At 63.4% G+C, this 15,380-nt stretch carries 12 protein-coding genes; 1 reads left to right on the forward strand and 11 read right to left on the reverse strand.

The features are described from left to right. Positions 1-90: 90 nt before the first annotated feature. The 11 genes from VMA74_RS17260 to VMA74_RS17310 all read right to left on the reverse strand — a co-directional run bounded on the left by VMA74_RS17260 (position 91) and on the right by VMA74_RS17310 (position 14,732). Positions 91-1,563 (reverse strand): efflux transporter outer membrane subunit, encoded by a 1,473-nt coding sequence (locus VMA74_RS17260; RefSeq protein WP_325369196.1) that lies wholly within the window; start codon positions 1,561-1,563, stop codon positions 91-93. Next, positions 1,547-2,758 (reverse strand): efflux RND transporter periplasmic adaptor subunit, encoded by a 1,212-nt coding sequence (locus VMA74_RS17265; RefSeq protein ID WP_325369198.1) that lies wholly within the window; start codon positions 2,756-2,758, stop codon positions 1,547-1,549. Before VMA74_RS17265 ends, VMA74_RS17260 begins: the two co-directional genes overlap by 17 nt. Continuing rightward, entirely contained in the window at positions 2,748-5,984 is a 3,237-nt protein-coding gene (locus VMA74_RS17270; RefSeq protein ID WP_325369199.1) for an efflux RND transporter permease subunit, read from the reverse strand. Before VMA74_RS17270 ends, VMA74_RS17265 begins: the two co-directional genes overlap by 11 nt. Before the next feature lie 115 nt (positions 5,985-6,099). Next, positions 6,100-7,497, reverse strand: coding sequence for a HAMP domain-containing sensor histidine kinase (locus VMA74_RS17275; RefSeq protein WP_325369201.1), 1,398 nt, complete (start codon positions 7,495-7,497; stop codon positions 6,100-6,102). Beyond that, positions 7,490-8,164, reverse strand: a complete 675-nt coding sequence (locus VMA74_RS17280) for a response regulator transcription factor (RefSeq protein ID WP_325369203.1) — start codon at positions 8,162-8,164, stop codon at positions 7,490-7,492. The genes VMA74_RS17275 and VMA74_RS17280 overlap by 8 nt, the downstream gene beginning before the upstream one ends. 89 nt (positions 8,165-8,253) lie before the next feature. Beyond that, positions 8,254-9,111 carry an RNA polymerase sigma factor RpoH gene (rpoH, locus tag VMA74_RS17285; RefSeq protein WP_325369205.1) on the reverse strand — a complete coding sequence of 286 codons (858 nt, stop codon included), beginning with the start codon at positions 9,109-9,111 and terminating at the stop codon, positions 8,254-8,256. Positions 9,112-9,331: 220 nt separating this feature from the next. Further along, a complete protein-coding gene (ung, locus tag VMA74_RS17290) occupies positions 9,332-10,042 on the reverse strand; it encodes a uracil-DNA glycosylase (protein ID WP_325369217.1) in 711 nt (236 codons plus the stop codon). 188 nt (positions 10,043-10,230) lie between these two features. Then, complete coding sequence (locus tag VMA74_RS17295) at positions 10,231-11,070, reverse strand: response regulator (RefSeq protein ID WP_325369207.1); 840 nt, start codon at positions 11,068-11,070, stop codon at positions 10,231-10,233. A 181-nt stretch (positions 11,071-11,251) separates the two neighbouring features. Further along, a complete protein-coding gene (gene ftsX / locus VMA74_RS17300; protein WP_325369209.1) occupies positions 11,252-12,232 on the reverse strand; it encodes a permease-like cell division protein FtsX in 981 nt (326 codons plus the stop codon). Beyond that, positions 12,229-12,906 carry a cell division ATP-binding protein FtsE gene (gene ftsE, locus VMA74_RS17305; RefSeq protein WP_325369211.1) on the reverse strand — a complete coding sequence of 226 codons (678 nt, stop codon included), beginning with the start codon at positions 12,904-12,906 and terminating at the stop codon, positions 12,229-12,231. Before ftsE ends, ftsX begins: the two co-directional genes overlap by 4 nt. 167 nt (positions 12,907-13,073) lie before the next feature. After that, on the reverse strand, positions 13,074-14,732 hold the full coding sequence (locus VMA74_RS17310; RefSeq protein WP_325369213.1) for a DEAD/DEAH box helicase: 1,659 nt from the start codon (positions 14,730-14,732) through the stop codon (positions 13,074-13,076). Between the two features lie 359 nt (positions 14,733-15,091). Here VMA74_RS17310 and trxA point away from each other — a divergent pair. Further along, positions 15,092-15,380: thioredoxin (gene trxA / locus VMA74_RS17315; protein WP_325369215.1), on the forward strand; the 289-nt coding region annotated here is incomplete at its 3' end.

A 15,380-nucleotide genomic window follows, 5' to 3' on the forward strand; every position in this document is an offset into this window, starting at 1 on the left:
AACGTCGCCATGCACTTCGCACCGTTGGGGTTCGGCTACGCCTCACCGCCAACCTACGCCGTGGGATTCATCCCAGCCTACGTCACGCATCTACATGGATGAGGGTGCCTGGGTTTTCGCTGTGGCATTGCCATCGATGCCCGAAACATCACGCGCCCATCCGCCGCCGATCGCACGAATCAGATCCACGCTGGCCTGCAAGCGCCGCGTACGAATCTCCTCTGCGTTACGCTGCGCCGACAAGGCAGCCGTCTGCGCGGTGACCACATCCAGGTAATTCACGATGCCTTCGCGGTAACGGTTGGTGGCGATGTTCAAGGTCTGCTGCGCGGCGGTGAAGGCTTGGTCTTCCTGCCTTGCTTCAAGGCCCAATTGCTGCAGCAGCGCCAGATCGTCCTCCACCTCGCGGAAGGCACCGAGCACGGTTTGGCGATACTCCGCAGATGCTTGCGCGAATTGCGCGTGCGCTTCGCGCAACTGGGCGCGGCGCAGGCCGGCGTCGAAGATATTCAGTGTGGCGAGCGGACCCAGCGCCCAGAAGCGATTGCCGATGGCAAGCAGGTTGTCCATGCCGGTGTTCTGGAACCCATAGCTGCCCTGCAGACTGATATCGGGAAAGAACGCCGCACGCGCCACACCAATACCGGCGTTGGCGGCGAACACGCGGCGCTCTGCCGCGGCGATATCCGGGCGCCGCTCCAACAGCGTGGAGGGCATGCCGACGGGCGTCACCGGCACCTTGGGCTGGTCCTGTTCCTGCGCGATCGAGAAATTCGACGCGGGCTCACCGATCAACGCCGCAATGGCGTGCTCGGACAGCGCGCGCTGTGCCAGCACGTCGGTCACCTGGGCCTGCGCATCCTCAAGCTGCGTCTGCGCGCGCGACACGTCGAGGCCGGAAGCCACGCCGCCGTTATGACGATTCTCCGTGAGCACGAGCGCGCGCTGATAGGCTTTCAACGCGTCCCGCAAAATGCGTACCTGGATGTCGTAGCCGCGCAGGCGCACGTAATCGCCGGCAAGCTGCGCTTCCAGACTCAGCTTTGCCGAGGCGAGATCGGCTTGCGCGGCCTGCGCCAGCGCGTGACCCGCACTGACTTCGTTACGGATGCGCCCCCACAGATCAAGGTCGTAACTGGCGCCGACGCCGACCGTGTCGCTGTCGTATTCGTTGGGTTGGTTGCTGCCGCGCAAGGGACGGTTGTTCGACTGGCGCGCACGCTCCGGGTCGGCAATCGCATCCAGATGCGGAAACAAGCCTGCATTGAATTGGCTTTCGAAGGCGCGCGCTTCGTCGTACCGAGCCAAAGCTGCCGCCAGGCTCGGGTTGTCGGCGTCGAGTTTGGTTTCCAACTGGTTCAAGGTGGTGTCGCCGTACACCGTCCACCAGTTTCCATGCGGCGTTTCGTCGGCGGGCGCGGCGACTTTCCAGGCCGTATCGCCTTCCTTGAAGCTCGCCGGCATCGGCGGCAGCGTCGGCGTGTGGTAAGCGGGCGCCAGCGAACAGCCGCCCAGCAGCGCGGCAGCCAGTGCGGCCATCAAGCGGTTAGCGTGCCGATTCACCGTGTTTCCCCGCATCGTTCGCAGCCAGCTGCTGGTCGCTATCCGTGTCTACGCGCACCTTGTCGCCGTCCATCAACGAATCAGGCGGATTCTCGATCACGCGATCGTCCAGGCTCAGCCCCTGGTCGATCTGCAAGGTGGTGCCCATGTCGACGGCGATATGCACCTTGTGCAAATGGGCACGGCTGTCCGGCCCAAGCACCGCCACCTCTGCCCCTTGGTCGCGGAAAATCAGCGCGCTGGACGGCACGCTGACAATGTGCGGATCCACCTGCAGGCCCAGTTGCACGTTGGCGTAGTCGCCTGGCTTGAGCGCACCGTCGCTGTTATTCGCCACGAATTGGGCGAGCAGGCTGCCGGAGCTTTGGTTGATCGCGTTGGAGTTGCCGATCAAGGTGGCCTGGAACGTGCGTCCCGGCAGTTCCGGCACGTTGAGCGTCACCTTCATGCCCGGCTTGATCGCATTGGCGTCCACCTCCGGCACGGGCACATAAAGCCGCACGCGGCTGGTGTCGGCCACGGTAAACAATTGCGGGCCGCTCTCGTTGTTGGCCGTGATCAAATCGCCGACGTCCGTGCGGCGCGCCACGACTACGCCGTCAAACGGAGCCACGATCTTCTTGAACGTTTCCAGCGCTTGCAATCGGTCCACATCGGCCTTCGCCGCCAACACGGTGGCCTGCGCCGCCTCAGCCTCGCCGGCTTTTTCATCGGCCTCCTGCTTGGAGACCGAATCGGAACCGAGCAAATGCTGCCAGCGCCTGGACGTGATGTTGGCAAGATTGGCATCGGCTTGCGCTTTGACCAGCACCGCCTTGGCCTGCTCCAGTTGCTGATCGAGTTCCGGTGTGTCGATCACGGCGAGCACGTCGCCTGCTTTCACCTTGTCGCCGATGTCTTTGTACCAGGCTTTCACGTAGCCGCCGACACGCGCATGGATCGGGGCGCTGTACCAGGCCTGCAAGTGGCCGGGCAACGTGATGGTGTGCTCCTTGGCAGGATCGGCCGCAGACACGATGCGAACGCTGGGAATGAGCTGCGCATCGGTCCACTGCACCAGCTCATGATGCTCGTGGAAACGGATGCCCAGACCCAGCGCGACAGCCAGCAGCGCGAGTGCGGCGCCGCCGATGCCAACCGCTTTCAGGCGCGGGGGTTTCTGCACAACTTGGACGTGCGCGGGGTTATGCGACATGGGGAATTCCCGGAACAGAGTTCAAATCCGTAGCGCCTTGCTCGCGGCCGTGCACCATGCTGAAAACCACGGGCACGAACAACAGCGTGGCGCAAGTAGCGAACAACAGACCGCCAATTACCGCGCGGCCCAGCGGCGAGTTCTGCTCGTGCGCCAACGCCATCGGCAGCATGCCGATGATCATCGCCAGCGCCGTCATGCATACGGGGCGGAAGCGCGTGAAGCCTGCTTCCAGCGCTGCCTTGACCGCATCGCCGTGCTCGGCCAGGCGCTCGCGCGCGAAGCTCACCACCAGGATCGAGTTGGCCGTTGCAACGCCCATGCACATGATCGCGCCCGTCAGTGCCGGCACCGACAGCGTGGTGTGTGTAATGAACAGTATCCACACGATACCGGCCAATGCCGCAGGCAGCGCGGTAATGATCACGAACGGGTCCAGCCATGATTGGAAGTTCACCACGATCAGCATGTAGATCAGCACGATGGCGCCGAGCAGGCCGAACAGCAGGCCGGAGAACGCCGTATTCATGGCGGTCACCTGGCCAAGCAGTTGCACGATGGAGCCCCTGGGCCGGTGCTTGGCCTCCATGTTCAGGATGTGCTGGATATCGCTGGAGACCGCGCCCAGATCGCGCCCTTGCACGGCGGCGTAGATGTCGAACGAAGGCGCAATGTTGTAGTGAGTCACCACCGCCGGACTGGCGGTGCGCTTGATCCTCGCCAACGCGCCAAGGATCTGTTGCCCACCCGTGGCCGACGAGGTGACCGGCAGGCTTTGCAACTCAGACAGCGAATCGATGCGGTATTGCGGTGTCTGCGCGACGACGGCGTAGGACACGCCGTTGCGCGGATTGAGCCAGAACACCGGCGCCACCTGCAGGCTGCCGGCCAGCGATGCCACCATGCTGTTGGTGACATCACGCTCGGTGATGCCCAGTTCGTCGGCGCGCACGCGATCCACATCCACGTTCAGCTGTGGCGAGCCCGTCGATTGCTGCAGGCGTACATCGGCGATACCCGGGATCTCGCGCATCTTACGCAGCAACTGCAGGGCATACGCTTCGTTCGCCGCGTTGTTGCGCCCGGAAATCTTCACGTCCAGCGGTGCAGGTGCGCCGAAATTGAGGATCTGGCTGACCATGTCGGCGGGCAGGAACGCGAAGGTAGTGCCGGGAAATTCACGCGGCAGCACGGCGCGCAAGGTTTTGACGTACTGCGCGCTCGGCGCGTGCCCTTCCTTCAGCAGCACCTGGATGTCGCCATCCTGGGGACCGATGGTGCCGCTGTTGTTGTAGACCATGTTGGTGCCGCTGAGCGGCAGGCCGATGTTGTCGATGATGCTGTCGAGTTGATCCGGCGGAATGACGCGGCGAATGGCGGCTTCCACGTGATCGAACTCGGCGGCACTGTCCTCGATGCGCGTGCCGACCGGCGCGCGCACGTGGATGGCGATCGCTTCGGAATCGGTAGTGGGAAAGAAATCGCGCCCAAGGAACGGCACCAGCGCGAACGACACCAGTACCACGGCGAGAAAGCCGATCACGAAACGGCGGCGCGCCGCCAAGGCCAATGACAGGGTGCCGTAATACGTATCGCGCAGCTTGGAGAAGCGATGCTCGAAATTCTGCTGGAAGGACACCAGGGCGCTACGCAACGCGCTGCGCTTCAACGGAGGATGCTGGTCACCTTCGTGGTGATTGATGTACGGATCTTCCGGATGGTCGCCTGTGCCACGTTCCGTCACGTGTGGCTTCAACAAGTACATCGCCATGGTCGGAACCAGCGTGCGCGAAAGCAGGAACGACGATGCCATGGCGAAAATGACCGCCAGCGCCATCGGCCGGAACAGGAAGCCGGCGATACCGTTGAGCATGAACATCGGCACGAACACGATGCAGATGCACAGCAGCGATACGAACGCCGGCGTCACGATCTGCCTGGCGCCGTCCATGATCGCCGTCTCCACGTCCTTGCCGTGCTCCAGATGCCAATTGATGTTCTCGATGGTGACGGTGGCATCGTCCACCAGGATGCCCACCGCGAGCGCCAGGCCGCCGAGCGTCATCACATTGAGGGTTTGCCCGAAGACGGCAAGCAGCGCAATGGCCGACAGCACGGCCAGCGGGATCGACACCGCAATGATCACGGTAGAGCGCCAGCTGCCGAGGAACACCAGGATCATCACCGAAGTCAGCAAGGCCGCGATGATGCCCTCGCGCGCGACCGACGCGATCGCGCTGCGCACGAAGATCGACTGATCGCCCAGCAGCTTCACCTTCAATGAGGGAGGCAGCGTCTCTTCCGCCAGCGGCAGCAGTTTCTTGATGCCGGCCACGACATCCAGCGTCGAGACCTTGCCACCCTTTAGGATGGGCATCAGCACCGCGCGATGACCATCCACGCGCACCACGTTATTTTGCGGGGGCGAACCGTCGCGTACGTGGGCAACCTGGCCAATGGTGATGGTGGCGCCATCGACCGTCTTGATCGGCAGGTTGTTGAGTTCCTGGATGGCGGTCGGACTGTCGTTGAGTTCGACGGTATATTCGTCGCTACCGATCTTGATATCGCCGACCGGCACGATCTGGTTCTGCGCTGCCAGTGCATTGCCGACGTCCTGGGCCGACAGGCCCTTGGCGGCCAGCGCCTGCGGGTCCAGATCGATCATCACCTGGCGCTGTTTGCCGCCATACGGCGTGGGAATGGCCGTGCCGGGCACGGAAATCAGCATGGGGCGCAGGAAGTTTTGCGCCAGGTCACGGATCGTCTGCTCGCCCAGCTTGGTGCTGGAAAGCGCCATTTGCAGCACCGGAACCGTGGAAGGGTTGTAATTGATGATCTGTGGTGGCGTGATGCCGGGCGGCATCTGCTTGAGCACGGTCTGCGAGATCGAGGTGACCTGGGCGGTGGCGGTACGCACGTCCACGCCCGGCTGGAAGAAGATCTTCACTACGCCAATGCTGGGCAGCGATTGCGATTCGATATGCTCGATGTCGCTGACGGTGGAGGTGAGCGAGCGCTCGTAGTAGTAGATCACGCGGCCGGACATCGCACTGGGCGACAGGCCGTTGTAGCTCCACACCACGCTGATCACCGGGATGCCGATGTTCGGAAAGATATCGGTAGGCGTCCGCAGCGCCGCCAGTGGACCGACGATCAGGATGAATAGGGCAAGGACGACGAAGGTATAGGGGCGCGCGAGGGCGATGCGGACCAGACCCAACATGCGATGGCTTCCAGCGTGCTTTGACGATGGCGCCTATTATCGGGATCGCTGCGACGCAGCACCTTTCGCGGGAATGAAGATTGTTTCATGCATGAAAAAAATTTCATGAAAACTGTCATAACGCTGTAAAGCAACGACAAGCCATGACCATGCGCGTACCGCCCTGCCCGCCTTCGATGCGCAAATCGAAATCATGCAGCCTGGCGATCGCCGCAACGATGCTCAGGCCCAGGCCGTGCCCCGCGGCCGTATCGATACCCCCCTCGCCGCGGTAGAAGCGCTGCCAGACCGCGTGGCGCTGCGCCTCGGGAATGCCGGGGCCGCTGTCTGCCACCTCGATATGCGCCATGCCGGGTGCGTCGCGCTTGGCGCACAGGATCACGCGGCCGCCTGGCGGCGTGAACTTGATGGCGTTGCTGACCAGGTTGCCGATGGCTTCAAACAGCAGATCCGGATCGGCCTGGGCAAGCAGGTTCGGCTCCGCCTCCAGCACGAACTGCAGGGATTGGTCTTCGGCCAGTGGCGCATAGAGCTCATACACCTGCTGTAGCGTTTGCCCCAGGTCGACCGCCACGAAGCCCTCCCGCCGGCGCCGGTCTTCCAGCTCGGAGATACGCAACAGTGCGCGGAAGCGCGCCAGCACTTCATCGATGTCGCTGACGCATTGCTCGATCAGCCCCGTGTGCGGGTCGTCTTCCCTCATCTGTTGCTGGACGCGATATAGCTGCGAGCGCAAGCGCGTCAGCGGTGTGCGCAGATCGTGCGCGATGTTGTCGCACACACCTTTCACTTCACCCATCAGGCGTTCGATCTGGTCGAGCATGTCGTTGACGATGGCGGCCAGCCGGTCCAGTTCGTCCCCGCGGTTGCTGACAGGCAGGCGCTGGCGCAGATCGCCTTGCATGATCGGGCGCGTGGCGGACTCGATCTGACGTATGCGGCGCCGCGGCGCACGATTGAGGATCAGGCCACCGATCAGGCCAGGCACCAACGTGAATGACAATCCCCACCACAGCGCATGCCAGATGATGCTGCCCACCTGGGCCGCGATACGCGTCGTGTGCGCAAGCACCAGCACCTGGCCGTTGCCAAGGCGGGTCGCAATCACGGAGAGCTTCGCCGTTTTTGGCGCAAACGGACCGCTTACCACCTGCTCGGTGGGCAGGCGCAAGGTCATGACATTAGGCTTGACGCCGGGCGGCATTTGCAGGATGTCGCCATACAGCCACTTGCCGTGGGCGTCGAACAAACCCCAGGCGTTGTAGTTGGTCTCTTCGAGCACGACGTAGTCATTGAGCGCGACCAGCATCTGACCTTCGTCAAGGCTGCGCAGGTAGTTCACCTGCTGCCGAAGCTGCGTATCGGTACGATTTTCCAGGTAGTGCCGGGTTTCCCAATAGATGAAGCCCAGTAGCACCATGCCCCAGATCACGAAGAACACGCCGTAAGCGAGCAGCAGGCGCGACGTGGTGGCGCGCCAGTGGATCGACCAGCTTTTGGCCGGGCTAGCCAAGACGGTACCCAGAGCCGCGTACGGTGCGGATCAATCCGGGCTCGCCTTCGCCGTCGACCTTGCGGCGCAAGCGCGCAATGTGCACGTCGATCAGGTTGGTGCCTGGATCGAAGCGCAAGCCCCACACGCTTTCGAAGATCATGGCGCGCGTCAGCACTTGGCCGGGATAGCGCATGAGGAATTCCAGCAGCCGGTATTCCGTGGGTAGCAGGGTCAGCTCGCGCGCGCCGCGGCGAGCGGTGCGCGTGATCATGTCCAACTCCAGGTCGGCCGCGCGCAATTTGGTTTGCGCGGGGTGTTCTTGCCGGTGCCGGCGCAGCAGCACTTCGATGCGCGCGGCCATCTCATCCGGTGCGAACGGTTTGGTGAGGTAGTCATCGCCGCCGGCACGCAGGCCACGGACACGCTCGTCCACGTCGCCGAGTGCGCTGATCATCAACACGGGCGTGGTAATACCACGCTCGCGCAGTTGCTTGACCAGGGTGAGGCCATCCATGCCGGGCAGCATCAGGTCCAGCGTGATCGCATCGTAGTGTGGCTCCAATGCACGCTGGAAGCCTTCCAGGCCATTGTGCACGCGATCGGCGCTGATGCCATGCGCGGCCAGCTCCAGCACGATTTCGCGTGCGGTGATCTCGTCGTCTTCGATGACCAGGATGTAGGGCATTGACTGTCCAGGCGGGAAATCCACGCGGACTTAAACACAAAAAGGCCTCCGCGAGGGAGGCCGTTTTGTGCAGGCGTGTCAGTGTCGCTTCAGGCGGCGAACAGCGCGCGCATCTTCTTCATGGCATTGGCTTCGACCTGGCGGATGCGTTCGGCGGAAACGCCGTACTCATCGGCAAGATCCTGCAGCGTGGCTTTTTCTTCGTTGAGCCAGCGGCGCTGGATGATGTCGCGCGAGCGCTCGTCCAACCTTTCCAGCGCACTCGACAGGGTTTCGAGCTGGTTGTCGCTCTGGTCAGCGTCGGCCACGTTCTGGTACGGATCGGCGCCTTCGTCGATCAGGAACGCTTCCGGTGCGGGCTTGGCGTCTTCCTCGGCATCCGCCGGGGCTTCGAAGCCAATGTCGCGGCCGGACAGGCGCGATTCCATCTCGCGCACGGTGGCTTCGGGCACGCCCAGGTCTTTCGCGACCAGGCGCACTTCCTCGGCGTTCATCCAGCCCAGGCGCTTCTTGCTCTTGCGCAGGTTGAAGAACAACTTGCGCTGCGCCTTGGTGGTCGCCACCTTCACGATGCGCCAGTTGCGCAGGATGAACTCGTGCATTTCGGCGCGGATCCAGTGCACCGCAAAACTGACCAGGCGCACGCCCTGGTCGGGATCGAAGCGCTTGACCGCCTTCATCAGGCCGATGTTGCCTTCCTGGATAAGGTCGGACAACTGCAGGCCATAACCGTTGTAGCCGCGCGCCACGTGCACCACGAAGCGCAGGTGCGACATCACCAGCTTGCGGGCGGAGGCGAGGTCACTGTCCTGCTGGTACCGGCGCGACAATTCCTGTTCTTCTTCCTGGCTGAGCACCGGGATGCGGTGCACGGCCGAGATATAGGCGTCCAGGCTGCCAACGAGGCTGGGAACCGGCAGATTGGCCGTCACCAAGGCTTGAGACATGTTGGAACCTCCTGAAAGATGGGGTGAGCTTAGCACTCGGGTACTTGGAGTGCTAAAGGCATCGCTGAGTTCCGGTGCCTTTTGTGTACCGTATAGTACATGAACCACCCCGGGCTTGTCCATGTGGGTGGATGCCGGGAAAACGAACTTCAAGCATGACCTGTGGCCGGTGAATGACGGGTTTGAACCGGGTTAGCGCGAGGTTGGCGCGGCCAGAGGTCTAGACCTCGCCCAGTTGGGCCCGCGGCGGCAGCGACCAATCGATCGGCGCCTGCCCGTTGGCCTGCAAGTAGCGGTTGGCGGCGGAAAAGTGCCCGCACCCTAGGAAGCCACGATGCGCGGACAACGGCGAGGGATGCACCGACTTCAGCACCGCGTGGCGCCGGGTGTCGATGAGCTGGCCCTTCCGCTGGGCGTAGGAGCCCCACAGCATGAAGACGATGCCCTCGCGTTCGCGATTGAGAGCATCGATGGCGGCATCGGTAAACCCTTCCCAGCCCTTGCCCTGGTGCGAGGCGGCCAGGCCGCGCTCCACCGTGAGCACGGCGTTCAGCAGCAGCACGCCGCGATCCGCCCAGGGCGTAAGGCAGCCATGATCGGGCGGCGGGATGCCGAGGTCGCGCTCGATCTCCTTGAAGATGTTCACGAGTGACGGCGGCGGCGGCACACCCGGCCGCACCGAGAAACAAAGGCCATGCGCCTGTCCGGGTCCGTGATACGGGTCTTGGCCCAGAATCACCACGCGCACGGCCTCGAACGGCGTGTGCCTGAACGCGTTGAAGATTTCCGGACCCGGCGGATAGATCACCTTGCCAGCGCGTTTCTCAGTACGCAGGAATTCTGACAGCGCACGCATCTCCGGGCGCTGCAGGTAATCGCCGATGCGGCTTTTCCAGGATGGCTCGAGCTTGATCCGTTCCTCGTCGCTCATCGGGCTGATGGGTTGTTCGATCGCCATCGACGGATCATAAGGCAACACTGAATAAGTATCGCCGTCGTCATGATGTCTGGAAGGCTCGCAGGGTGTGTCGCGTGACGCTGGGAAGACTGGCCGTCTTGCCAAGCCGCGCGGCGCAGCCTGCGGGCCTTCCGATACTTATTCACTGTTGCCTTAAGAGATCACACGCTTTCGCGTGCACGCAGATGCTGCGCCACGCGCAACTGGAACAGCAACTTGGTGACCAGCAATCTTTCCTCGACCGGCTTCTCCACCAGGTCGTTGGCGCCAGCGCGAATCAGCGCGGCCTGGTTGTCGGGATTTTCATCACCCGTCATCACCAGCACCGGCAGCTTGCCCTTGCCGTAACCGAATTGGGTGCGGATGCGCTGCAACAGATCGCCACCGGTCAATTCACCCTTGAGGCTCACGTCCGTGAGCACGACATCCGCGCCGACGACGCCCTGCGCGCGTTCGGTTTCCAGCACGGCGAGCGCATCCTCCACGCTCACCACATGGCGCACCGTAAGGCCGATTTTTTCCAGCATGCGGCGCGTGGCCAGCGCCACCACGCGGCTGTCTTCCACATACAGCACCACACCCTCGGCGGCACTTTCCGGGCGCACGTAGCCGCGGATGAATTCCGCCAGTGCCTGGAAGCCGAGCGACTTGTCGAAGTAATCGGTCACGTGTTCGCCCAATGCACGGCGATGCAGGCGATCGTCGACATCGCCGGACACCACCACGATCGGTACGTAAATCTGCGGCGCCGACTCGCGCACGTAGCGCGCCAGTTCCAGCCCGTCCATGTCGGGCAGGCGCAAGGCGACAGTGATGAAATCGAACACGCCGCGATCGAGCAGCGTCTGCGCTTCGGCGCCGGTACCGCAATCCACCACTTCCGCTTGCGGCAATTCCTTCTGCAGCACGCGTGTGATCAACTGGCGGACCACCTTGGAGCCGTCCACCACCAGCACACGCGGCGCGGCGCTGAGATCACGGCTGCTGATGCTTGCACTCATCAAAGAATCCCCACCATCCCGGCCTTGCATGGCTTCCATGCAGTTCATTCGGCAGGCGCCCCCTGCACCTGTAGGACGCCTATTCTATCCAGGCCCGGAGAAAGAGCCGCTATGGTGACCCAGAAGCGGGCGAAGCGGTGCGAACGGCTTCACCGCTCGCCGACCCGGTGCCGGAGCGGCGTCAGGCGGCCTTGCGTAACTGCCAGGCGCTGACCAGGCGCGCGCCCAGCCAGCCCAGGAACGCGGCGGCGGCCGGCACGGCGACCAGCAGCCAGGGCGGCAGGCCGGCCACGTGCAGCTTGCCTTCGTAGACCTGACTGAGCCTGGCCGCCGGTTCGACCAGCGCAAATTCGATCGCCAGCGCCAGCACCACCGCCAGCACGCCGCTGAATAGGCCATACCAGATGCCTGCATACAGGTAGGGACGACGCACGAACGCACGGCTGGCGCCGATCAGCTTCAGCACGCCGATCTCTTCGGCGCGGCTAGTGATATCCACCCGCACCGTATTGCCCACCACCAGCAGCACGGCCAGCGCGAACAGCGCCGCCAGGATCAGCACGGCGCGATTGCCCACCCCCAGCAGCGCGTCCAGACGCTGCCGCCAGGTGCCGCTATCCTGCACTAGGTCCACGCCTTGCATGCCGCGCAGATCGTCCACCAGCCGGCTCGCCGCCTCGGCGGAAATCCCGGCTTGCGGCTGCACTTCGAGCACGAACGGCAACGGATTGTCGTCCAGCGCATGCAAGGCATCCGAAAAGCCCTGCATCTTGCTGAGTTCGTCCAGACCCTGCTGCGGCGATTTCACGGTGACAGTCGCCACGCCGTCGTGCTGCCCGATCTGCTTGGCCAGCAACTGCGCATTGCCAGCGACCTGGTCGGTCTTCAGGAACACGTTGATGACCTGGTTGCGCCCCAGCGCATCGCCAAGCGATTGCACGTTCGATAGCAGCAGATAGAACGCCAGCGGCAATGCCAGGGCCAGCCCCATCACGGCAATCGTGAGCAAGCTGCCGACGGGCTTGGAAGCAAGCCGCCGCAGGCTCGCGCCGGCACTCCAGCCGTGATGTTCGCGCCAGCTGGAGAAAGGACGGCGATGGCTGCGTTCGCTACGTGCCGCTGGTGCCGGTGCGGGCGCCTGTGGGTCGGCCGGTGCGCTCATAGCACTTCCTCCGCTGCTACATCGGCGACCAGCCGGCCATGATCGAGCACGACAACACGCTTCTTCATGCGCTTGATCAGCGGCAGATCATGGCTGGCGATCAGCACGGTCGTACCGACCTGCTGGAACTCGGCGAACAGGCTCATGATTTCAACTGCCAACTGCGGATCGAGGTTGCCGGTCGGCTCATCGGCGATCAGCACGTCCGGCTTGGCGACGATCGCACGCGCAATGCCCACGCGCTGCTGCTCGCCGGTGGACAGCGACGCCGGCAGCTGCCGTTCGTAATCGAGCAGGCCCACTTTCTCCAGCGCCGCACGCACGCGTCGGCCACGCTCCAACGGCGCGATGCCGCCGATCACCAATGGCAGTTCGACGTTGGCGAACACCGTGCGATCCATCAGCAGCCGATGGTCCTGGAACACCATGCCAAGGCTGCGGCGCAGCTTGGGAATGCCGCTGCGGCCGATCTTGGCCAGGTTCTGGCCATCCAGCGAGATATGCCCATGCGACGGGCGTTCGATCAGCGCCAGCAACTTGAGCAAGGTGCTCTTGCCGGCACCGGAGTGCCCGGTGACGAACGCCATCTCGCCTTTGGCGACTTCGAACGTGAGCTGCGAAAGGGCTTCGTGTCCCCCTTCGTAACGCTTGCTGACTTGATCGAAGCGGATCACGCGTTTCCCTGTCCTGCGCTGGTTGCCTGGCGGCAAGGATAAAGGGAACGGAGAACAGTGTGGAATCGGAAAAGAAAAGAGCGTGGTTACGAACGCGTAACTCAAGCGCTCCACGAACCGCTCTTACGATTGACGATTCCCGATTGACGATTCCCGTCTATCGGCACTTACGATTCCCGCCCCGTAAACAGCCGCGCGATGCGACGGAACAAACCCACTTTCTGCGGCGCAGCCTGCGGGGCGGATGGCGTTTGCGCCACGACTTGCCGCGACGGACGGTTGGCCGTTGGCGTAGCCGCCTGGTTGGCAGCCACTTCCGTGACCGGGGCCGCACCTGCAGGGCGACGACCGCGACCGCCGCGCCGACGGCGTCGCTTGCCTTCGCCGCTTGCGCTTTCCTGTGCAGCCGTTGCGGCCGGCTGCGTGGCAGGTGCAGCGGCCTTGGCAGCAGGACGCTCTTCACGCGGCTTGCGCGGACGCTCCTCGCGCCGCGGCGTGGACGAGCCGGAACGTTCGCCGCCACGTCCATCGCTGCGGCGACGGCGCGAACCCGCCGGCTTGCTGTCCTCGCGTGGCTTTACCTTGTCGCCAAACTCCGCACTGTCCGCAGCGGCCTCGGCGGCGAATTGCGGATCGATCTGCTTCGGTGTCGGCATCACCAGCAGTTCCGGCTCGAGATTGGCCACCGGAATTTTCTGGCCGATGTATTCCTCGATCTCTGGCAGCGACATCGCATACAGATCGCAAGCGAAGCTGATCGCATCACCCTCGGCGCCCAGGCGCGCGGTGCGGCCGATGCGATGCACGTAGTCTTCGGCATCCTGTGGCAGGTCGTAGTTGAACACGTGGCTGACCGCCGGAATGTGCAGGCCGCGCGCGGCGACGTCGGTGCACACAAGCACCTCCAGCTGGCCATCCTGGAAGCGCTGCAGCAGCTTCTGGCGCTTGAGCTGCGGCACGTCGCCGGACAACGCGCCGACACGGTATCCCTGGCGCTTGACGCGGTCGGTGATGCGCTCGGCGGCAGCCTTGGTGTTGACGAAGATGATGCTGCGCTCGGCCTGCGTGCGCTCCAGCAGGTTGAGCAGCAAGGGCATCTTTTCTTCCTTGGCCGGGAAGTACACCTGCTGGCGCACGCGATCGGCGGTGACGTTGTCGGTCTCCACCACCAGCTTCTCGGCGTTGTGCATGTGCTCATAGGCCAGCTCCAGCACGCGGTGCGACAGCGTGGCGGAGAACAGCAGCACCTGGCGTTGCTCGCGCGCCGGCAGGCGGCGGAAGATGAAGCGCACGTCCTTGATGAAACCAAGATCGAACATGCGATCGGCTTCGTCGATCACCATCACTTCCACGCCGTTGAAGCCGAATACGTTCTGCTTGTAGTAATCGAGCAGCCGGCCCGGTGTGGCGATGATGATGTCGCAGCCATCCTTCAACAGTTGGCGCTGCTTGTCGTAATCGACACCGCCGTAGATCAGCGCGGTGCGCAGGCCGGTGTAGCGGCCGACGTTCTTGGCGTCTTTCTCGATCTGGATCGCCAGTTCGCGCGTGGGGGCGATCACCAGTGCGCGCGGATCGGAATCCTTGCGCTCGGCCACGGCCGGCTGGGTGAGCAGGCGATTCATCATCGCCACCAGGAAGGCGCAGGTCTTGCCGGTACCGGTCTGGGCCTGGCCGGCGACGTCGCGGCCGGTGAGCGCCATCGGCAGCGTCAGCGCCTGGATGGGTGTGCAGCGTGCAAAGCCAGCCTCATCGAGGCCTTGCTGTAGCAGCGGATGCAAATCGAATTGGGTAAAGAAAGTTTCAGTGAGTACGGTCTGGGACATGTATAGGGAGTCTGAATACGGGCAGCGACCTGGCGCTTGAGCCCGGTCCCTCAGTCAGTCTGGCAAACCTTGGGACAGGTGGATGGATGCGGCGCAGCGGGCGCCGATAGCGTGGGCTATACCCCACCGGCATAGGTGAAGCAGCGCGTAAAGCGGCCTCGCCTATACCGGCCGGGTTAGCTGGGGTGCCCTTGAATCGCTTGAATCGCATCCCGACTTACGCTGCAATGGAATACATGCCGCAACGGCATTCACTCCACCTTCCGGATCGACCCGCGCCCCATGGGCACTTCCACTAGTGTATCTGATGATCGGCACGCGGTCTTAACTTCTACCCCGCCTTGACCCTGGAGACCCCGGTGAGCGAATTGATTACCCACATCAGCGACGACACCTTCGACCACGAAGTGCTGAACTCCGAAACCCCCGTATTGCTCGATTTCTGGGCCGAATGGTGCGGGCCCTGCAAGGCCATCGCGCCGGCGCTGGAGGATCTGGCCAAGGATTACGAGGGCAAGCTGCGCATCGTGAAACTGAACATCGACCATAACCAGAAGACCCCCCTCAACTTCGGCGTGCGCGGTATTCCCACCCTGATGGTGTTCAAGAACGGCAAGGTGGAAGCCACCCAGATCGGCGCCGTCAGCA

Origin of the sequence: Dyella sp., assembly GCF_035508675.1 — a bacterium.
Taxonomy (GTDB): Bacteria; Pseudomonadota; Gammaproteobacteria; order Xanthomonadales; family Rhodanobacteraceae; genus Dyella_B.